The sequence below is a fragment of the Brachybacterium sp. JB7 genome (assembly GCF_003335205.1).
Taxonomy (GTDB): Bacteria; Actinomycetota; Actinomycetes; order Actinomycetales; family Dermabacteraceae; genus Brachybacterium; species Brachybacterium alimentarium.
Window position 1 is genome coordinate 1 of the sequence record NZ_QPGN01000018.1, and the last position, 19619, is coordinate 19619.

Annotated in this window: 15 protein-coding genes and 4 pseudogenes; 10 read left to right on the top strand and 9 right to left on the bottom strand. The window is 64.2% G+C overall.

The genetic code is table 11. The annotated features are described in order from the left end of the window. Positions 1-468: pseudogene (locus tag CIK81_RS15205) on the bottom strand (hypothetical protein); the annotation flags it as partial. 179 nt (positions 469-647) lie between these two features. Here CIK81_RS15205 and CIK81_RS15210 point away from each other — a divergent pair. The 4 genes from CIK81_RS15210 to CIK81_RS15225 all read left to right on the top strand — a co-directional run bounded on the left by CIK81_RS15210 (position 648) and on the right by CIK81_RS15225 (position 7751). Further along, a complete protein-coding gene (locus CIK81_RS15210) occupies positions 648-1346 on the top strand; it encodes a DUF4194 domain-containing protein (RefSeq protein WP_096165337.1) in 699 nt (232 codons plus the stop codon). Positions 1347-1516: 170 nt separating this feature from the next. After that, complete coding sequence (locus CIK81_RS15215; RefSeq protein ID WP_158542062.1) at positions 1517-3445, top strand: glycosyltransferase family 2 protein; 1929 nt, start codon at positions 1517-1519, stop codon at positions 3443-3445. Positions 3446-3708: 263 nt separating this feature from the next. Next, positions 3709-5277 (top strand): CDP-glycerol glycerophosphotransferase family protein, encoded by a 1569-nt coding sequence (locus CIK81_RS15220; protein ID WP_241964205.1) that lies wholly within the window; start codon positions 3709-3711, stop codon positions 5275-5277. A 668-nt stretch (positions 5278-5945) separates the two neighbouring features. Further along, the gene (locus CIK81_RS15225) at positions 5946-7751 is read left to right on the top strand and encodes a CDP-glycerol glycerophosphotransferase family protein (protein ID WP_114355858.1); all 1806 of its coding nucleotides are present in this window, start codon (positions 5946-5948) and stop codon (positions 7749-7751) included. A 127-nt stretch (positions 7752-7878) separates the two neighbouring features. On the opposite strand, the pseudogene CIK81_RS18605 reads toward CIK81_RS15225, so the two are convergent. From CIK81_RS18605 to CIK81_RS15240, 4 genes and pseudogenes are all read right to left on the bottom strand, one after another. Further along, positions 7879-8149 (bottom strand): annotated as a pseudogene (locus tag CIK81_RS18605) (integrase core domain-containing protein); the annotation flags it as partial. Between the two features lie 38 nt (positions 8150-8187). After that, a complete protein-coding gene (locus CIK81_RS18845; RefSeq protein ID WP_346218060.1) occupies positions 8188-8934 on the bottom strand; it encodes an ISL3 family transposase in 747 nt (248 codons plus the stop codon). After that, positions 8922-9425 carry a transposase family protein gene (locus CIK81_RS18850; RefSeq protein ID WP_346218061.1) on the bottom strand — a complete coding sequence of 168 codons (504 nt, stop codon included), beginning with the start codon at positions 9423-9425 and terminating at the stop codon, positions 8922-8924. Before CIK81_RS18850 ends, CIK81_RS18845 begins: the two co-directional genes overlap by 13 nt. A 776-nt stretch (positions 9426-10201) precedes the next feature. Continuing rightward, positions 10202-10516 carry a transposase gene (locus tag CIK81_RS15240; RefSeq protein ID WP_158542063.1) on the bottom strand — a complete coding sequence of 105 codons (315 nt, stop codon included), beginning with the start codon at positions 10514-10516 and terminating at the stop codon, positions 10202-10204. A 317-nt stretch (positions 10517-10833) separates the two neighbouring features. Here CIK81_RS15240 and CIK81_RS15245 point away from each other — a divergent pair, with 317 nt between their 5' ends. Together CIK81_RS15245 and CIK81_RS15250 are read left to right on the top strand one after the other, a co-directional pair. After that, complete coding sequence (locus CIK81_RS15245) at positions 10834-11847, top strand: ABC transporter permease (RefSeq protein WP_241964206.1); 1014 nt, start codon at positions 10834-10836, stop codon at positions 11845-11847. Then, the gene (locus CIK81_RS15250) at positions 11840-12703 is read left to right on the top strand and encodes an ABC transporter ATP-binding protein (RefSeq protein WP_114355861.1); all 864 of its coding nucleotides are present in this window, start codon (positions 11840-11842) and stop codon (positions 12701-12703) included. The genes CIK81_RS15245 and CIK81_RS15250 overlap by 8 nt, the downstream gene beginning before the upstream one ends. Positions 12704-12806: 103 nt before the next feature. Here the strand turns inward: CIK81_RS15250 and CIK81_RS18610 are convergent, their stop codons facing one another. Beyond that, positions 12807-12932: a hypothetical protein gene (locus CIK81_RS18610; protein ID WP_275937292.1), complete on the bottom strand. Its 126-nt coding sequence runs from the start codon at positions 12930-12932 to the stop codon at positions 12807-12809. A 353-nt stretch (positions 12933-13285) separates the two neighbouring features. Here CIK81_RS18610 and istA point away from each other — a divergent pair. From istA to CIK81_RS18770, 3 genes and pseudogenes are all read left to right on the top strand, one after another. Continuing rightward, a pseudogene (gene istA / locus CIK81_RS15260) lies at positions 13286-14849 on the top strand (IS21 family transposase). Continuing rightward, a complete protein-coding gene (locus CIK81_RS18765) occupies positions 14846-15142 on the top strand; it encodes a hypothetical protein (protein ID WP_275937293.1) in 297 nt (98 codons plus the stop codon). The pseudogene istA and the gene CIK81_RS18765 overlap by 4 nt, the downstream one beginning before the upstream one ends. Positions 15143-15154: 12 nt before the next feature. Then, positions 15155-15592: pseudogene (locus tag CIK81_RS18770) on the top strand (ATP-binding protein); the annotation flags it as partial. Between the two features lie 366 nt (positions 15593-15958). Here the strand turns inward: CIK81_RS18770 and CIK81_RS15270 are convergent. Then, a complete protein-coding gene (locus tag CIK81_RS15270; protein ID WP_114355862.1) occupies positions 15959-17809 on the bottom strand; it encodes a glycosyltransferase in 1851 nt (616 codons plus the stop codon). 129 nt (positions 17810-17938) lie between these two features. Between CIK81_RS15270 and CIK81_RS18740 the strand changes: the two genes are divergently transcribed. Beyond that, the gene (locus CIK81_RS18740) at positions 17939-18064 is read left to right on the top strand and encodes a hypothetical protein (RefSeq protein WP_255411086.1); all 126 of its coding nucleotides are present in this window, start codon (positions 17939-17941) and stop codon (positions 18062-18064) included. A 161-nt stretch (positions 18065-18225) separates the two neighbouring features. On the opposite strand, the gene CIK81_RS15280 is transcribed toward CIK81_RS18740, so the two are convergent. After that, positions 18226-18933, bottom strand: a complete 708-nt coding sequence (locus tag CIK81_RS15280) for an SDR family NAD(P)-dependent oxidoreductase (RefSeq protein WP_096165327.1) — start codon at positions 18931-18933, stop codon at positions 18226-18228. After that, the gene (locus tag CIK81_RS15285; protein ID WP_096165325.1) at positions 18926-19612 is read right to left on the bottom strand and encodes a 2-C-methyl-D-erythritol 4-phosphate cytidylyltransferase; all 687 of its coding nucleotides are present in this window, start codon (positions 19610-19612) and stop codon (positions 18926-18928) included. Before CIK81_RS15285 ends, CIK81_RS15280 begins: the two co-directional genes overlap by 8 nt. Positions 19613-19619 lie beyond the last annotated feature (7 nt).

Consider the following 19619-nt stretch of genomic DNA (forward strand, 5'->3'; position numbering starts at 1 on the left):
GGCAGCGGTGCCACCGGCCACTGCGCCGCCTGCTGCGGCGCCACCGGCCGCGGCCCGGCTGCCATCGGCGGGGGTATCGGGATCGAGCCGATCCGCCTCGGCGAGCTGGTCATCCACGGAGCCACGCTCCTGCTCGACCGACGCACGCTGCTGATCGGCCTCCTGGCGGCGACGCTCGGCGGCCACCTGTTCCTGCTCTGCCGCCTTGGCCTTCTTGTCCGCGTCCAGACGGGCACGGTCGGCTTCGAGCTCGGACTCCTTCGCCGTCAGATCGCGCTCCTGGACGGCTCTGTCCTTCTCCTGTGCTTCCTGCCGGAGCTCGGCGGCGCGCCGACGGTCTTCTTCCTGCTGCTGGGCCTTGCGGCGCTTCGAGGACTGCGCGCCCACCACGATCAGAATGACCAGGAGGACGAGCACTACCACGATGATTCCGATGAGGACGGGCAATGAGATGGGGAGGTCGTTCATCGTCGGCTCCTTGCTATCGGCTCCTCCGCTCGATCGAGCGGAGGGAATCCTGCTCTCGACACGATTGCACCAGATCTGCCGCCCGAACGCACGAAGTTCACCTCCATGGGTCTCGTTATGGCCCCGTTCACGTCCGTGATATCGCCGGCGCCGCGGGGTCGCCGGTAAGGTGAGTCCCTGTGACCAGCTCAGCGTTCCGCACCGCAGCCGACGACGCCCCGGACCCCGGCGAGGAGTCGCCGTCCCTGCCCGGCTCCGCGCTCGTGGACGAGTCCCGACGGGTGCTCGTGCACCTCATGCAGGGCCCGTTCCTCGACGGCCGGCGGGACCCCGCCCGCTACGCGCAGCTCCTGCGCGACCGGGCGGCGATCGAGACCCGGCTGGCCGATATCTTCCTCGAGCTGGTGGTGGACGACGACGCCCAGGTCGCCTTCGTGCGCCAGAGCGAGGCCGACGCCGACGCCCCGAAACTGCTGCGCCGCCTGACCGGTCTGAACCGTCTGGACTCGGTGCTCCTGCTGGTCCTGCGCCAAATGCTGCTCACCCAGTCCTCCCGCGGCCAGCGCACCGTGGTCTCCGAGGCGGAGGTCCAGCAGGCGCTGGCCGCCTACCGCCGCACCACCTCCACCGACGAGGCCGGTTTCGCCAAGGAGGTGCGTGCGTCGATCGCCAAGATCCAGCGTGCGGGCCTGCTGGACGAGCAGGGCGACGACTACGAGGTCTCCCCGGTGCTGCGGCTCATGATCGGCCCGGACACCGCCCGCGAGTTCATCGCGCTGTACCGGGAGGCCGGCGTGGGCGGGCTCGAGGATCCGGCCGACGAGACTCAGGACGACGACGAGTCGCCGACTCCCGCTGCGGGTTCCGACGACGTCTGAGCGCGGCATGCGGCGAGCGTGCCGACCGGATGGTCAGGGCATGCTGATGCCGAGCTCACGCTGCAGTTGAGTAAGCGGCGTCGGGAGGTTACCGTTCTGTGACCCGCCTGAGGCATGCCCGCGGGGCTCGCCATCGCGGTCGAGCACGCAGGGCCAGAGGAGAGCTACCCGTGAACCAGAACCAGAAGACTGCCGACAGTCCGCTCGTCTCGCTCGTGATCCCGGTCTACAACTCGATGCCGTATCTCATCGAGACCCTCGACGCGATCGAGCAGCAGGGCCTGGACGAGAACCAGCTCGAGGTCATCCTGGTCAACGACGGATCCACCGACGGTTCCGAGAAGGTGCTCGCCGACTACGCGGAGAAGCATCCCAACTACCGACTGCTCAACCAGCCGAACTCCGGCGGACCGGCTGACCCCTGCAACAAGGGCATCGCTGCGGTCACCGGCAAGTACTTCTTCGTGGTGGGTTCCGACGACGTGCTCACCGAGAACGCTCTCGGCGACCTCGCGGCCTACGCGGAAGAGCACGATTCGGACATCGTGCTGGCCAAGATGGCGGGCATCAACGGCCGCCACGCACCGGGATCCATGTTCAAGGCGACGAAGCCGGATGCGCATCTCGTCAAGGATCGGCTCTTCAACTCTCTGACGGCGATCAAGCTCTTCCGGACCGATCTCGTGACGAAGACCGGCGCACACAACCCGACTCATCTGCGGATCGGTTCTGATCAGCCATTCACCGCCGCGTGCTATCTGGTGGCCAAGAAGATCAGCGTACGAGCCGACCGCCCGTTCGTCATGATCCGCAAGCGCGACGATGGCAAGAACGTCACGTCTCGCCCTCGTACCGCCACGGAGTACTCAGATCTGCTCACGGCCCTGGTCGATGTGATCATCAAATGGTCCGAACCCGGTGAACTCCGTGACGGAGTGCTCCATCGACCGGTCCACGGCGCGATGCGCAAGACGCTCCTTCCTCGGTTCCTGGACGTCGACGAGCACGAGCAGGAGCGCATCGTCTGCGAGATGCAGAGGGTCGTCGGCCCGCACTTCAACGACGCCGTGGCCGCTCATCTCGGTTCCCTGGAGCGGGTGAAGGCACGACTTGCGCTGGCCGGCCGGATCGAAGAGCTTCGTGCGCTGATCCAGTGGGAGAAGGACGGCGGCAAGCCCCGCCTCGCCCACGATGACGGGGGTTTCCGGCTCGACCTGCCGCAGGAGCTGGCCCAGAACATCGGCATCGAGGTGCTCCGCGATGTCAAGGTAGTGGGAGTTGCAAGGCTCGAGGGCATCGCGACCGAGGGCAGGACGGTCAACCTCGACGCGAGTGCCTACGTCCGCGACGCGTCGGTGGCTCCTGACAGCGTCGTTCTGCGGGTGAGACTCCGGGACTCTGAGCAGTCCATTGACTATCCTGTGCACACAGTGCAACCAGCGACCGTTGATGGCGCGCCAGGCTTGCGATTCCATATCGACCTGGATACGAGCGAACTGATCGACGGGGTTTGGGACCTCTGCATCGTTCAGCGGTTCGGCAGTAATGAGCTGGAAAATCGACTCGGCAGGAATCGTTCCGAGGGCGTCACGGATGAGCGGAGGTCGCTTGTCAGCGCCGACGCTCGCACGGAGACGGGCGTCGCATACTTCACCAAGGGATACGGGAACGTCTCTCTTGACGTCGGGTACACCCTTCTCGCGCGTACGGGTCCGCACGCGGTCGTCGCCGGGGCACTGGATACCGGTTCCGGGAACCGGATGGCATTACTGCGAACCGGCGCCGCGAATTCGCTTCAGATCACGTTACAAAAGGAGCAATCTCCGAAGAGGCCCGGTGCGGACGCGGCTGTAGCCTTTCTGGAGGATGGCCTGGTCGCAGTCGACGTCCCCGCCGGTTTCAGAAGCATCAGGCTCGCTAGCCCCCAGGGCTCTGTCGTTCTCTCGGTCCCGGAGGCGACCCCATTCTCCGGTGAGGCCCCTCGGATATCCCAAGCGCAGATCAGCTCACGGCGCCTGGTCGATACCGGTGCGCACGCTGGTCGTGCGCTCGCACGCAGGCTCGGAATACGCCGTCCGAAATTCTTGCTGAGGCGCTGAGGGCGCTGAGGCGCTGAGCCGCCTAACGCAGCGAGCGCATCCGCGCCGCTAACAGGGGTCGCCGCATGGTGACACCGCAGAAGTTTCCCGCCGTCTCAAGCAGCAAGAGGTCTCGTACTGTGAAGGCGATCAGCATTGGTAGGGCGATGGACATGATGTCCCTCTGGCCTGCGTTAGTGAACACTCTTGCTGTTCTCGCGTCCGTGACGGTGGTGAGCACGGGAGCCGCTCGCTGGGCTCTGATGGCTCCTCTCGTTCCCCTCATGATCATCTTGTGGCGTCAGCGTCGCACTGTGTTGCAGGTGCCTAAAGGCGTAGGCGGCCTCAGCCGGTACCTCACGGCTCGCTTCATCCTGATCGCCGCAGCGGGAGCGCAGCTCGTCCTCACCGACGAGTTCGACGCCATCGAGAAGGTTGCCTGTGTGGTCACCGTCGTCGCTCTCGCTATCGAGCCCATTCTCCGGTCCGCCAACGGGGTTGCTGTCCCTTACGCCGCTAACTTTCCAGACCTCGCGGCCCGAAACAGAGCAGCCTTCCCTTATGGATGGATCTTTCCGCTCAATCTGCTGGCTCTCCTTACCCTGATCCTCAGCGGTCTAGCTGCAACCCCGCTGCTCGCTGCAGCCGTGGTGCTCTCGGTCATCTCGATCATGCTTGCTCTACTGGCTTTCCTGGATTCCGGGAAGCGGATTCAAGCGCGGCGCGGCTTCCAGTCCACACTGAGTGAGCGTCTCGCGGAGATGGGCCCGGTCTTCTACCTGTACTGGCACGCTCCGCCGCGTTCCGCATTCCAGGTCACGATGTGGCTACCGTACCTCGAGCGTCTCGGAGTGCCCTTCGTGCTCGTGGTGCGTACGGTGCCGAACTTCCGGCAGCTCGAGGCGGCCACAAAGCATCCCGTGCTACTGCGCCGCTCTCTAGCGGACCTCGACGCGTTGATCATCCCCTCCGCGCGGGGCGTGTTCTATGTGAACAACGCGATGCGCAACAACCACATGGTGCGGTACTCGCAACTGAAGCATATCCAGCTCCTGCACGGAGAGTCCGACAAGGCTTCCAGTGCTACCCCGATTATTCGTATATATGACAGGGACTTTGTGGCTGGACAGGCTGCTATCGACCGGTTCGAGAAGTTCGGCGTCTCGATGCATCCGGATATCTTCCGTATCGTGGGCCGTCCCCAGGTTGAGACGGTGGGCCCAGAGCGGGGACCAATCGCCGAGCTCGAGACTCCCGCCGTGTTATACGCCCCGACATGGCGGGGCTACCAGGCAGATTCGAACTATTCGTCATTGATGGCAGGCTCTGCGATTGTGAGGGGACTGCTAGATCGTCGCTGCCGTGTTGTATTCCGACCTCATCCGTACTGCTCCCGTGATCCCGAGTTGAGTGCAGCTTGCCGTGTCATTCGGCGGATACTTGAGGCTGATGCCATCGCCACAGGACGGGAACATCTCTATGGCGCCGTGGCGGAAGAGGAAATGAACGTGGTTGACTGCTTCAACGCCTCAGACGCGATGATCTCGGATGTGTCTGCGGTGGTCGGCGACTTTCTTCACTCAGGCAAACCGCTCGCTATGGTCTCGCCTCGTACCGCTGCTACCGAGTTCGTCGAAGAGTTCCCAATGGCGCGCGCAGCCTACGTGCTCGTCGCGGAGGGGGAAGAAGTGCTTAATCTTCACCCGGTCTTAGATGAGCTAATCGGTACGGACTCCCGCCGCGAGGAAAGACTACAGTGGGCGACTTACTATCTCGGCGATATACCTCGTGAGAATTACGCTGACCGGTTCGTGCACGTAGCTCGCGAAGAGCTGGAAATCAGCGAAATCTGATGCGCGAGGGTCCGTGGACAGTGACGGTAATGCCGTCGTCGCGAACCTTATGGCTATGCAAGACGTGGGGCCCATAGGTAGCGTCGCGCACGTCACGGCTGTCGATTAGTATGCGATAGCGGGGGCGTAGAGGGTGATCAGAGCCTTTTAAATCCAGCGTTGAGATAATCTTGGCGGCACGAGGCATGGGTTGATGGTCACGCTCCTGCCCGTTAGAGCTCGTTTTGGTCCGTGAGGCTGCAGCAGCGCTATTGGTCAGGTTGCTGCGGTCGTCGGCGCCTCCGTTCGTCCAATAACAGACGCAAGGGTTACGGGTCACTCTCGCGGGGTTCGAAGTCTGGAGGGGCGGCATCGCGGAACGAGGGTGCTACAGCCGTGGGGCAAGAGGCAGCTTCCCGTGGGCCATGAACCGACGGAGGGTCCGACCCCAGGTGTTCCAGGGAGAGAAACGTTACTGACTCGTGCCACGCAAGACCGCTGGCTTGGTGATGGGGAGCGACCTGCATCGCTACGATGGCAGGTCGGATGAGACCGCGCCCGTTCAAACTGCCACACGGGGTCGAGCGTGGATCACCGACTAGGCGCCGTACAGTGCCTCCGCCTCAGAAGCCGGCAATTCAGAGCGCGCGGAATGTGAGAGACCGGATCAATGTTAGGAACGGGGACGCGTGAAGAGATTCTCGACCAAGAAGGTCCTCGGCCTGATCGGCGTATGGCCTGCATTGCTCAGCACGTGCGCGGTTCTCGCTGTAGGACTCGTCGCCATCACCGGCGGTGGCGTCGTGGGCACCATAGGGCTGCTCGTCTCCCTGTTGCTGATCGTCTACAGGCAGCGCAAGGCGCTGAAGCGTCGACCCAAGGGCGTCGGACTCGTCTCGAGGTACCAGAGCGCTCGGTTGCTGCTGCTCTTCGGCGGAGGCCTGAACTACCTTCTAGCGGTGGACGCGAGCCCAGCGCTGATGGCGATATTCCTGCCGGGGGCCATCCTGATCGTGCTTGAGGTGCCGCTGCGGAGGACTGTGTCGCTCGCCGTCCCGTATGCAGCGAATTTTCCCAACCGCGTGACGAGCAACAAGGCTCGGTTCCGCTACGGCTGGCTGTACGTGGTCACCCTTGTGGAGATCGCCGCGCTAGCGCTTGGTCCAGCAGCCGGGTTGTTGTTCCCTTCGCTTGCAGTAGCCCTCCTTGTCCTGCAGATCGTCCTGTTCATCTGTGCCAGCCTCGATGTAGTGCGTCGGGTGAAGCAGCGACACCATTTTCAGCGCGAGGTGCCGCAAGCGCTTGAAGAGGTCGCGCCGGTCTTCTACCTGTACTGGCATGCCCCTGCGGGCTCGACCTTCCAGGTGAAGATGTGGCTGCCGTACCTGGAGCGGATCGGTGTCCCGTATGCCGTTGTGGTGCGAACGATCGCGAACTTCCGCGAAGTTGCGCGCCTCACCGATCGCCCGGTGATCCTGCGCCGAAGCATCTCTGACCTGGATGACATCCTTGTCCCATCTGTGAGGGGTGTCTTCTATGTCAACAACGCGATCCGCAACATGCACATGGTCTTCCACCGGAGCCTGACTCATATTCAGCTCCTTCATGGCGAGTCCGATAAGGCACCGAGCACAAACCCTGTGATTCGCATGTACGACTTCGACTTCGTCGCAGGACAGGCGGCTATCGATCGCTTCGAGAAGTTCGGCATCCCCATGCCTAAGGAGATGTTCCGGATTGTTGGCCGACCTCAGGTGGAGGACGTCGAGGTTGCCGAGGCCGGCAAGGATGGCGTTGCATCTCTGGAGGAGCCAACGGTGCTTTACGCGCCTACCTGGAAGGGGTACCAGGCTGAGGCGAACTACTCGTCCCTTGACGCGGGAGTCCAAGTCGTTGAGGCGTTGTTGAGGCGAGGATGCACCGTGGTCTTCCGACCGCATCCGTATACCAACCGGTCGCCGGAGCATGCGGCGGCGCGGAGAGCGATTTGCGAGATGCTCAAGGTCGACGCCCTGGAGAGCGGACGTGAGCATAAATACGGACGCACCGCCGAGCGCGACATGTCGGTGACCGACTGCTACAACTTGTCCGATGCGATGATTGCTGATGTTTCGAGCGTGGTAGGTGATTACCTCCACTCAGAGAAGCCGTTCGCGATGACTTCTCCCCGGCACGATGCAGAGGCGTTTGTCGAGAGCTTCCCGATGGCGCGCGCGGCGTACGTCCTCGTGGTAGGCGACGGCGAGGCCAGAGATCTTGATGTGCTTTTGGATGACATGCTCGGTAGAGATAGCCACCGTGAGACGCGCCTTCACTTTGCCGAGTACTACCTCGGGGACATCCCGCGCGAGAACTACGCGGACCGCTTTCTAGAGGTTGCTCGCGAAGAGCTCGGTCTGGACCCGCATCTTGTGGCTGAAGCGTACAACCCTGCCTCCATTAGCGTGGATGATGATCCCGACCTTGACGAGATGGACCCCGAGTCTGACGACTAGATCGCCGACAGCTCCCCCCGTGCGGCCGCCACGAAAGTTGATATTCATGGGCCTGCCCGCAAGTCGTTGACGGTTGATCAAGCTGCTTGAGCGTGATCTGCATGTTCTTCGATCTCGGCCGGTCGCGTTTGATGGCGTTCTCGAACGCGACCGGGCTGGTGTAGTCGAGGCTGGAGTGCAGCCGGCGACGGTTGAAGACGATCTCGATCCAGCGAGCGACCTCGCGACGAGCTTCGGCCCGGGTTGACCAAGAGCGCCGGTCGTAGAACTCGGTCTTCAGCGTGGTCTAGAACGACTCGGCCATCGCGTTATCCCAGCACACCCCGGTCCGTCCCAATGACTGGCGGATCCCCCAACTCCTCGCAGGTCTCGAACAGTGTCTTTGACGTGTACTGGGCGGATTCAATCAGTCCTGGGTGCCGCGATTAGCGGCTCTTCAGAGTTGAGTGTGGGGTGAGGCGTCGAGTCCGCCGGCGATGAGGAGCATTCGGAGTCGGTAGTGCTCGAAGTTCCGGAACCCGCGGGCGATCCGCCGACCGAGTTCGATGATCCCGTTGACGGCCTCGGTCCCGCCGTTGCTCGCGCCGCTAGTGTCGAAGTAGGCAAGGAACGCGGTCTTCCAGCGGCGCAGGGTCTTCCCCAGTCGCGCGATCTCGGGGATCGGGCAGCTCGGCAGCGTGTCGATGAGCCGCTGTGCGAGTCGGCGTCCCTGCGCGGGCGTGGACTGGTGGAACACGTCTCGAAGGTCCTGGGCGCAGTGGTAGGCGACCTCGACCGCGACGTGCGTGGGATCGGCGGCGAACGCGGTCTCCAGCCGTGTCTGCTGGCGCATGGTGAGACGTTCACGTCCTGCTCGGAGGACGTGGCGGATCCCGAACAGAGGGTCGCCCTTGCGGCCGCGGTGGCCAAGGGTCTCCTGCTGGATCCGGCGGCGAACGTCATCGACCGCGGCACTGCCGAGCTTGACGATATGGAACGCGTCCAGCACGCAGGTGGCGTCCTCGAGCTGGTCATCGATCGCGTTCTTGTATCCCTGGAACGGGTCCAGTGTCGCGATCCGGATCCCCTCACGAAACGTCTTGCCTCGCCCCTGCAGCCAGTCGCGGTAGGCCTTCCCGGATCTGCCCGGGACCAGGTCCAACAGCCTCGCCGTGGGGTGCGGTCCGTGAGTCAGGTCCACCATCCCGGTGAGCTCCTTCGGACCGCGCCGGCGGGATGGCGGTGATGCCAGATGTGCTCATCCACGCCCAGGACCTGCACGTTCTTGAACCGGGCCGGGTCGTTCGCGGCCCGCGCCAGGAGAGGCTGGACCTGGGACCAGACCGTGTTCCACGTCGTGCCGAGCTGCCTGGCCAAGCCCTGGATCGTCACGCCTTCGTAGCGGAGCAGGCCGATCGCCCACCGGATCGCACGGGTCGAGAGCAGGCCCCACGGCGCGCAGACCTCGGGATCCTGTTCCACGAACGAGACCACCGCGCAGAGGTCCTCGCGGCAGATCCAGCGGCGCTTGCGCCACCGGATCCGCACCGGCCGTCCCGCCCAGGGAGCATCGATCACCTCGACCGTGATCCGGCCGTGGCCAGTCGCGACGACACCACATTCCGGGCAGCCGGTGACCGGGTCGCAGGACTCGACCTCGAGCACCAGTCCCGCCCGGATCTTGGTGACCGCCACGAGATGGAGGCTGGGGAAGTCGAGGAGAAGGTCGCATCGGTCGCAGCGATCGAGCGCATCGGGGCATACGCAACTATGGTTGTGCATTGTCGAGGTCCTTGGTGCGAGCAGAGGTAAGAGTCCGCTCATCATCGAGGACCTCGACGTCTATCCCCAGCTACCCCGAACTACCGGCGCGCCCACACTCAACTCTGAAGAGCCCGATTAGCGTGAAACACCAGGCTATCGGGAAGGACTCGCAAGGTGTGGGCCATGCGCAGCGCCTGGTCGACGAGACCGGCGTCCTGACGCTCGTCCATTGCCCATCCCAGCACGCGCCGGGAGGGCCTGTCACGGACCGCAGCGAGGTAGACCAGCCCTCGCCGGTGGGCAGATACATGATGGCGCGGATCCAGATGGCATCGAGGCGTCCTTGATCCCTGCGCCGGTGGGCATGGTCCGTGAAGCCTCGGGCAGCATGATCTTGGATCGTCGTCACCGAAGTGAACATGCTCGGACTGAGGCCCTCCAGCCCCCGACGACGCATGGACGCTGCGACCGTGTGCCAGTCGACCACCACGCCCTTGGCAGCGAGCTCGTGTGTGATCCGCGGGGCCCGTAGACATCGTCAGAGGCCTGGAACTGCTCACGCACGGTTTGGTCAATCACCGCCCGCCGCTGAGCCCTCGGCTCGGGGCCGTGCTGGCGACGGCGCTGCCAGGCGTAGTAACCCTGCCGAGTCACGCCCAGAAGCCGTGCCATGCGGGTGATCTCGAAGTTCGCCTTCTCCGCGTCCATCAGCTCGAGCCGTTCCTCCGAGGTGGCTTCGACGCGAAGAAGGCGGCTGCCGTTCCCAGGAACTCATTGTCCGTCTCCAGCTCATGGACCCGCCGTCGCAGACGCTTCAGCTCTTCCCGCTCCTCGGCTGCCAATGGCGCCTCCGGGTCCGGAGTCGGGCCCCGGCGCTCGCGTTCTTGCTGGACCCGGCGGCCCAGTAGTTGCGCCAACACGTCGATCTCCTCGGCCACATGCGCGATCGGCCGGTCCGTATCCATCACCAAAGCTGCTGTCGCTCGGCGGTACTCCGGCGTGTACCTCTTCCGCTTGCTCACGACGACAACCCTCCCGCAGGTCAGCACGACCCGCTATCTCAGGCGTCAACATCAGGAGGGTAAGCCCAATCTGAGATCAGGCCCTCCCACTGACAGTTCTCTGACTAGCAGGTTGCATCGCCCCGGCTTCGCTGGCTGGCGTGCATGCCCGTAACGATGGACGAGGGCGGGGTGGCGCTTGGCAGACCATCCCGTCCCGTACGCTCTGAGGTCATGTTGCGGTCACGCCCCAGTGTGTTGTCGCCCGCACCACATCAGAGGACGCCGTCGTGGGGATGCGCACGACATGTCATCTTCGTGAACGTCTCGTAGCTATCATGATCGACAGCCCGAGGTTTCTGCGGACGCGGCGGAACAGCTCTCGGCGAGATTGGAGCAAGGCCTTGACCGTTGGCGAGGAAGTGCGTGGCGAGGAACCCCTGGTGCCGCCGCCGCTTGAGCGCACCTTCGACCAGGCAGAGGTGGACTCCGCTGCTTGGGAGAACGGGCTCGAGCCGATCGGCGTGCGCCCGCACCTGGGTGCGTACATAAAGGACCTGTGGGCGCGTCGCTCCTTCATCAAGGTGATGGCGCTATCCAAGGCCTACGCCGAGAACCAGAACACCTACCTCGGGCAGCTGTGGACGCTCTTCTCGCCGATGATGAACGCCGCGGTCTACGTGGTCATCTTCGGGTTCATCCTTCAGGTGGGTCGCGCCGGCATCGAGAACACAATCGCGTTCATCGTTTGCGGCGTGTTCATGTTCCGCTTCTTCGAGCGCTCCGTCATGGCCGGTGCGCACTCGATCAACAAGAACCTGAACCTGGTGCGATCGGTGAAGTTCCCGCGTGCCGTGCTGCCGATCGCCGGGGTGCTCTCCGAGCTCGCCATCCTCGGGCCGGCCGTAGCGGTCATGGCCCTCATTTCGTACGTCTCCGGCTTCCTGCCCTTCGCCGGTAAGGTCACCATCGACTGGTACTGGCTGCTGACAATTCCCGCGATCGGCCTGCTCTGGATCTTCTCGACTGGCTGCGCGTTCCTCGTTGCGCGCTGGGTGGCGATCACGCCGGACCTCGACAACCTCATCCCACACGTGATGCGTGTACTGATGTACGCCTCCGGCGTGATCTTCTCGATCGATCGCTACCTCGGGCAGTTCAGTTGGGGCTGGATCGCGCAGTACCAGCCCGTCGCCGTGTATCTGTACCTGGTTCGCTCCTGTCTGCTTAACGAGCCCGCGTACCCGCAGTCGCTGTTCATGTGGTTGCTCGGCATCGGCTGGGCTGTCGTCTTCGCTGTCGCCGGCTTCCTGGTGTTCTGGCGCGGAGAGGAGAGGTACGGACGTGACTGAAGCCGAAGAAGTCGATTTCGAGATCGATCCGGGGGATCTCGAGGGCGGCCCTGTTGTCGCGACCCCCTCCGACCAACTCTCCTTGCTCGTCAACGATCTGCACGTCACCTACCGCGTCTTCGGCGCGAAGAAGGTGGGCCACGGTCCGGGCGGCAAGCAGGGCCCCCTGCAGAAGCTGCTGCGCCGCGGTGCCAGCCAGCCCCCGGTGCGCGAGGTCAAGGCCGTTCGCGGCATCACCTTTGCTGCCAAGCATGGTGAGTCCATCGGGATCATCGGTGTGAACGGATCGGGCAAGTCCACGCTGCTGCGTGCGATCGCCGGGCTCATCCCGCCGGCCTCAGGCACAGTGCACGTGGCCAGCAGCCCCTCCTTGCTGGGGGTGAACGCCGTGCTCATGAAGGACCTCACGGGCGAGCGCAACATCATGATCGGCGCGCTCGCGCTCGGCCTGACCACCAAACAGGTCGAAGAGCGCTATCAGGAGATCGTGGACTTCGCCGATCTCGGCGAGTTCGTGAACCTGCCGATGAAGGCCTACTCCTCCGGCATGGGCGCGCGTCTGCGCTTCGCCATCTCCGCCTCAGCTGTTCCGGACATCCTCATGATCGACGAAGCGCTTGCCACGGGCGATGCCGCCTTCCGGGCCAAGAGCAAGGCGAAGATGGACTCCGTGCGTGAATCCGCCGGTACCGTGTTCCTGGTCAGCCATTCACTCGGCACGATCCAGAACATGTGCTCGCGCGTGCTGTGGGTCCACGAGGGCAAGCTCGTCATGGACGGGGATCCTGAGGAGGTCTGCGGGCGCTACAAGGAGTTCGTGGCGGACTCCAAGAAGAAGGCGAAGGCGAAGAGCTGACCCGCCACCGGGTCCCGTCACCGCTGCACTTGCGCAGAAGGTGATGGCGCTCATCGGTTTTCCTCAGAGTTGCTCGATGATGTCCCCAGGTCGCGGGGCGAGGTTAGCCGAGGTTGATGCCGATGGTGGCGCGGCGGATATCTTCGGCGGCGGTGGCGTGGTGGCGGAGCCGATAGGACGCGCGTTCGAGGGTGGCGACGACGGAGCGGTGAAGGCGCCGGTCGAGCATCGCTGCGGCGACGGTGGCGTCGCCGCAGATCTCGCCCCAGTCGTCCGCATCATCAGGGAAGGAGAGGCTCCAAATCTCTCGAGCGCCTTTGGTGACATGCTTGGTCCGGTTTGCTGCCGGGCGACCCGTTTGAAGTACGCCGAGTAATACCTTGGAGATCCCCCGCGACGGGAATGCAGACCGATTCCTCGTGGATATTCGCCTCGGTGGGGTCAATCGGTAGCGGGTCCGGGGCCAGCCCGCTCTTCGTCCGGTAGTGGACGTGGGGGCCAGTGATGGTGTGCTCGGGGGCCACCCTGCTTACGCTCCTTCCGCCTCGTGTATTGGGCACGCGGCGGAAGCAGCGATCAGAAATGGTACGGAAGATCAGAGCGAAGCTGATTCTGCAGTTGCGCGCGGACGGCTTGTCGGGCTGGGCGATCGCGGCCTCGCAAGGCATGTCGCGCAAGAGCATCGCCGCGGTGCTGGACGCTGCGGAGGCAGCGGGGATCGGCTGGGATGGGGTGGTCGAGCTCGAGGACGAGCAGGTCTACGCGAAGTTGTTCCCAGGCCGGGGGTGGGCACGAGAGCGTGTTCGCGCAGCCGGACTGGGAGCGGGTTCATCGGGAGATGGCCCGTGTCGGGGTGACGTTGAAGCTCCTGCACGGCGAGTACGTGGATGCGGCGGCGGCCGGGGATCCGGTGATGGGGTATGACCGGTTCTGCCGCACCTACCGGCGACATGTCCTGGTCATGGGCGCCGCCTCGAGGGTGGGGCCCAAGGCGGGCCAGAGCGTGGAGGTCGACTAGTCCGGCCCCACGATGGAGCTGTTCGATGCGATGACCGGCGCGAAGGCGCCGGTGTTCTTGTTCGTCGCCTGTCTGCCCTTCTCCCGCTATGCGTTCTGCTGGCCGACGCTGGATATGAAGCAGTCTTCCTGGCTGCGAGCCCACGTGGCGATGTTCGAGGCGCTGGGCGGATCGGTGCCGAGGATCGTGCCGGACAACCTCAAGACCGGCGTGATCAAGCATCCCCGCGAGGGCGAGATCGTCCTGAACGACGCGTATCGCGAGATGGCGACGCACTATTCGGCGGCGGTGCTGCCGGGGAGGGTGCGGAAGCCGAAGGACAAGGCGAGTGTGGAGAATACTGTCGCGCACGTGGCGACCTGGGCCATCGCCGGGCTGCGGGATCAGCAGTTCACGACGCTGCCCGAACTCGCCGCCGCCATCGGTCAGCGGATGGAGGCCTATAACTCGGAGCCGTTCCAGAAGCGCCCCGGCTCCCGGCTGAGCGTGTTCGACGCCGAGGAGAAGCCGCTGTTGACCTCGTTGCCGGCGGTGCCCTACGAGATCTCGACATGGCACTACGGCAGACGAGTGGGCCGCAACGGGCACGTGGCGTTCGCGCGGAACTTCTACTCGGCGCCGTTCGCGCAGATCGGTGCCAAGGTGGATCTGCGGATCACGGCTTGGACGCTGGAGAGCTACCAGGGCTCCCAGCGGCTGAGCAGCCATCTCCTGCTCTCGGACACGGTGAGGAACCAGTACAGCACCCATGACGCGGACCTGCCCGCCGGGGACCGCTACCAGCCCTGGGACGCCATGCGAGTGAGGAGCTGGGCCGAGCGGATCGGCCCGGCCACAGTGGTGGTGATCGAGCGGATCTTCGAGTCCGTCCCCATCATCGAGCAGGGCCTGGATCCGGCGCTGGCCGTGCTGCGGCTCTCGCGCCGCTTCTCCTCGACCAGGGTCGAAGCCGCCTGCGCCCTTGCCCTGGCAGGACGGGTCAGGTCTCCTCGTTACGCGCATCTGGAACCACTCCTGGCGACCGGGCAGGACAAGACCGCCAGCCTCCGTCCACCCCTTGAGGAACCCGCTGAAGTCGGCGGTTTCGTGCGGGGAGCGGACTACTACGCCGGAGGAGGTGCGAAGTGACCGGGATCGATATCGAGACCAAGTGGAAGCTGCGCGAGAAGGGTGCGACCGCGCTGTTGGAGGCCATCGAGGCCCAGGACGAGGTCCAGGTGCTGGGGCTGTCGTTCGAGGACCGGATCCAGCTGGTCGTGGACGAGGCCCACTCCACGTTCAACCACACCAAGGTCGAGGGCCTCATCCGCAGAGCCGGACTGCGCTACCCGAACGCCGACCTGCGTCGCCTGCACCTGGTCGAGGAACGCGGCCTGGACCGGAACACGATCGCGCAGCTCGCCTCCTGCTCGTTCATCTAACGCCAGCAGAACGTCGTCTTCCAGGGCTTCACCGGCTCCGGGAAGTCGTTCCTCGGATGCGCGCTAGCGAAGCAGGCCTGCTTGCATAGGATCCGGGCGCACTACATCCGCAGGCCCGACCTCGCGGAAGCCTGGGCCCTGGCGAAGGACAAACCCCAAGGCCACACGAAGTTCCTGCGGAAGTACGCCGCGTTCACGCTGCTAGTGATCGATGAATGGCTGCTGGACCATCCCGATGATGACATGCGCGCCATGCTTCTGGAACTGCTCGAACGCCGCCATGACACCGGCTCGACGGTGTTCTGCACTCAGTATGCGAAGAAAGACTGGCATCCCCGGCTCGGCTCGGGAGTCCGCGCCGATGCGATCATGGACCGGATCGTCCACAACGCCATCTGGATCGACACCGGCACCAAGAACATGCGCGAGCATGCCGCCATGAATCAGTGACCCGATGCCAGTGGGAGCCAGTGGCCCCCGCAGCGACGGCTACTGGCCCCCGCCGGCACGATCGGTGGCCCCCAAAGGCACGATTGGGCGGCTCCCACGACTACGAATACTCATTCCTCGAGACCGCGCGCGAAGAGCTCGGACTCGAATCGCGCCTCATCGCCGAGGGCTATAGGCGTGAACCGCTCTCGAGACCCCGGAATCCGAATCGGAACACGACCATGAGCCCGATTCGGATGGGGAGGAAGACGGCATCGATTCGGGAATTGATCCGGGGAGCAACGGGACCGGGAACCAGCCCAGATTGCTGAATCCTGGGCAGATAGGTCCGCTCGCCATGAGCGACGGGTCAATTTGTGATCCGATCTACTCGGCGCCGTCCACAGCGATGGTGAGGTTCCCGTAAGTCGTGGAATACGGCCTTATGTGCTGCGCCGTACCGGGGAGTGTATGGCTTTCGTGCTTCAATCGGGTCCGCGTGGAATTCGATCCGATGAAGCTGTCGACGTAGATGTCGCACGCATCGCCCGGTCGCAGATCCAAATCCTTGACTGGGAGGTTGAAGACATAGGTGGTCGACGAGGCGTCGGCGTCTTCTGCCGGGGAGATTCGCCCGTAGGACTGGGAATTCCGACCGATCCAGCAGAGGAGGACATCCTCTGGAGGGGCATCGCGCGTCGTTTCGACTTCGCAGGTGAGGCGTAGCGTCGACAGACTGTCCCACTCGGCCGCAGTGACAACGGCGGAGACGGTCCCCTCGACGTCTGTGACGGAGGATCTCTTGCGCTCCACGGCGTAGTGCAGCAGCTCTCCCCAGTGCCTGGTGGCTGCGGGCACGCCGAAATCCTGGGCCCTGGCGATCGCTGCGCGTCGAAGCTTCAGAAGCTCGTCCTCGTCTCGGGTCGTGACGAAGGTGATCGCCTCTGCGAGAGCCGCCACGTCGCCCTTCGGGACGAGAATGCCGTTGACTCCGTGCGTGATGATCGTGGAAGGCCCGAATGCGATGTCATAGGCGATAGGGATGCAGCCTCGAGCCATGCTCTCCAGAAGCGCAAGAGGAAAGGACTCGCTCCGGCTGCTCAGCACGGAGAACGAAGCGTCGAAATACTTCTCCCGAGCCTGTCTGTCATGCCCGTGGAATCGGACCTGCTGGGCAACACCGAGGCCCTTCGCGAGCTGGTCAAGCTCCTTGCGGAGCGGACCGTCGCCATAGACGTCCAGTTCGAGGGGGAGCGACGGGGTGCGAGCCGCGGCCATCGCACGAATCGAATGGTCCACCCGCTTCTCCGTGGCGAGCCGCCCGACGTATATCCCTCGAGTCGGTGTTCGTGTCCTGAGCTCCTGCACCTCTGGGGTGTCGACGATATTCGGAGCATGCGCGATGTTCTTCCGATGACCGCTTCTGATCAGGCCCCGCACTTGCAGGTCGGCTTCCTGAGTCTCGGTGAGCACCGCGACGAGATCGAACCAGTCCAGCCGGGTCACAGTGGTGAACCGACCGGCGGAAAGCTCTCTACGCCCGATGCGTTCGGGATAGTCGCTATGCAGAACCTGCACGGTCGTGACGTTGTCGCGGCGGTAGGAGCTGACCACGCCTCCGAACTCCGAGGAGTCGTTGACCAGCAGGCAGTCGCGGTCGCCCATGTAGACGTCAAACCACGCGTGGTACAGCCCTGTCGCGGACTTCCAGGTATGGAGAGGGGAGCCCCCACGGTCGAAGACGGTGAGCCTCCGGCCACCCACCTGCCCGATGTTCTTGACGTCGAGACGGTCGATGACGGCGATGCTTCCGTCGGGGCGGTACCTGGTCGACTGCAGGACACGCCCCTTCGCATCGATCCGTTGGCGCTCGTCCAGGACGATCCTGCCCGACGCGAGGCGGAGGTCTTCCGCGATCTCTTCCTGCCCGTCGGTCTTGGAGGACTCTCTCGGGGCAAGCGCGTGCAGGTCTGAGTCGTTCCAGCTCTGGAGATCTGTCCAGACGTTGCGAACGGCAATCCGGCGGTCCAGCCGGTTCTGGGAATGCAGAAGCCCTTCGATCTCGGCCGGTCGAGTGCTCTTGGATTTCGTGAGAATCGTGAAGCGGCGATCCGTCATCTCGCTGAACGCCGAGTAGCGTCGGAGCGTGGCGGAGATGACGCCGGCGAATGACTCGGGGAGCGCGCCAAGGAGGCCGAATATCGGCATCTCCGGCAGTAGGGGCCTGGAGCTCTGCATTGGGGTGCCTCCGTAACTGCAGATCGGAGTCCTATCCAATCACGGCGCAGCTGAGTGGTCGCGCTCGAGACGGGGTGGGCGACGTGGGAATGAGCACGGCAGCCCCACTCGCTCGGCACCATCCAGAACATGTGCAGCCGTGTGCTGTGGGTCCACGAGGGCAAGCTCGTGATGGATGGTGACCCCGAAGAGGTCTGCGGCCGGTACAAGCAGTTCGTGGCGGAGTCCAAGAAGGCGGCCAAGGCCAAGAGCTGACTCGTCGGCGGCCTTCGTCGCCGCAGGACGCGCACAGGCGACTCTCTGCACGTCCCTGCATGCCGCACATAGACCGAGGGCGTGGCACCGATCCTGGATCGGTGCCACGCCCTCGTCATGCGCCGAGAGATCAGCGCGAGGTCGTGCTCAGAGCAGGAGGCTCATTGCCGCACGACGATGTTCTCCGAGTCGATGAACTTGCCGACGGAGGACGACAGCGTGCTGATCACCTGAGCGACGTGCTCGGGCTGCATGATCGTCGTCGGATCCTCGTCAGGTGCGAGGGTCTTGCGCAGAGCGGTCGCGGTGCGGCCGGGGGAGAGGCACACCACGCGGGTGCCGTAGATCGACAGCTCCTCGCGCATCACCTGGCTCATGTTGATCACTGCGGCCTTGGAGGCCGAGTAGGTCAGCCAGCCGGACCGGCCGTTGATGCCGGCGGTCGAAGCGATGTTGACGATGAGATCGAACGTGTTGCCGCGGTTCAGCAGCGCCTTGATGATCGTGAACGGCGCGTAGACGTTCACCTCCATCGTCTTCTCGAAGTCGGCCATCTTGACCTGCTGGAGCGGCACCGGATTGGTGTAGCCGGCGTTGTTGACGAGGATGTCGATGTTGCCGACCTCGTCATAGGCGCGCTTCACGGCCTTCTTCAGCGCGGCGCGGTCACCCACGTCGACCTTGTACGGCACGAGCTTGCGGCCGATCGGCAGCTCCTTCTCGAGCTCCGCGACGTTGGTGTCGAAGTCCTCCGAATCACGGGCGAACATGACCACGGTGGTGATGTCGTCGTGGTTGAGGATGAACCGGCGGGTGGTCTCGAGGCCGATGCCACGCGACGCTCCGGTCACGAGTGCGGTCTTACTCATTGTCGTCCTCCTCCGGGCGCAGGAGGAACCCTGCCATCTTGAGATCCGTGTTCGTGGTGACCTTGAAGTTCTCGTCCGACCCGTCGATGAAGTGGACGGGGAAGCCGCTGTCTGCCACGAGGGTGGCGTCCTCGGTGAACTCGATGTCCTCGCGCACTGCGCGCTCGTGGGACGCCTCGAGATCGGCCTTGGAGAACTTCTGGGGGAGCTGGACGTTGCGCAGCCGCGCGCGGTCCAGCGAACCGGTCACCTCGGAGGTCTCCGGGTCCACCGGAGCCACCGTGAAGGAGATCTCGGACATCAGCGAGACGTTCTTGTGCTTGGACTCGATCAGTCCGCGGAAGTCGCTCTCGCGCACCAGGGGGCGAGCGGACTCGTGGATGATCACGTCGTCGTTGGTGCAGTGCGGCAGCATCGCGGCCACCGAGGCATGGCGCGAGTGGCCGGCCTCGACCAGTGTGACGGGAGTCGAGATCGCGTAGGCCTGGAGGACCTCTTCGATCTGCTCACGCCACTCGGGCGGGTAGTTCACCACGATCTGGGAGATCTTCTCGACGCGGTCGGCGCTGACGAGCGCGTAGACGAGGATCGGGATTCCGCGGAGCTTCAGGAGCTGCTTGGGCTGACTTGCACCCGTGCGACTGCCTATTCCGCCATTGAGGAGGATGAGTGAGTACATATAGACG